The organism is Bradyrhizobium sp. KZN70725 (genome assembly GCF_055264925.1).
In genome coordinates this window covers 1-466 of sequence record NZ_JBUYWT010000217.1, presented here as the reverse complement: position 1 = coordinate 466, position 466 = coordinate 1, and the positions used below count along the sequence as shown (strand labels likewise).

1 protein-coding gene is annotated in these 466 nt (G+C 60.5%); it reads left to right on the top strand.

Annotated elements, in window-relative coordinates; all coding sequences use genetic code 11:
* Positions 1-466 (top strand): c-type cytochrome (locus ACZBJS_RS42940; protein WP_463440366.1); only part of this gene is annotated, 466 nt, incomplete at both ends.

The window sequence follows — 466 nt, the reverse complement described above, 5'->3', positions numbered from 1 at the left end:
GACGGCGGAATTCAAGGCGGGTCTGCGCACGAACTCGGTGCCTCGGGTCGCCACCGATCTGATGATCAAGTTGTCTAAAGCGGTGACCGATCAGGAGCTCAGAGAGGCTGGGGCCTACTTTGCATCGATCAAGCCGAGAGCGAACATTGCGGTCGTAGAGACCGACGCCGTGCCGAAAACGCATGTCAGAGACTTGTTCTTGGCTTCGGTGGATGGCACCGAGAAAGAGCCCATCGGTCAGCGCATCATAGAGATCCCAGAAAACGTCGAACACTTTGTCAGCCGGGACTCGCTCGCTCGTTTCATCGCCTACGTCCCGGTCGGCAGCGTTCAGAAAGGGCGGGCTCTGGCAACCAACAGCGATCTGCGCGTCCAGTGCGCGGCCTGTCACGGCGCTGACCTCAAAGGGACCGTTGCCGCGCCTGGGATTGCGGCGCGTTCGCCGACTTACATGTTCCGGCAACTC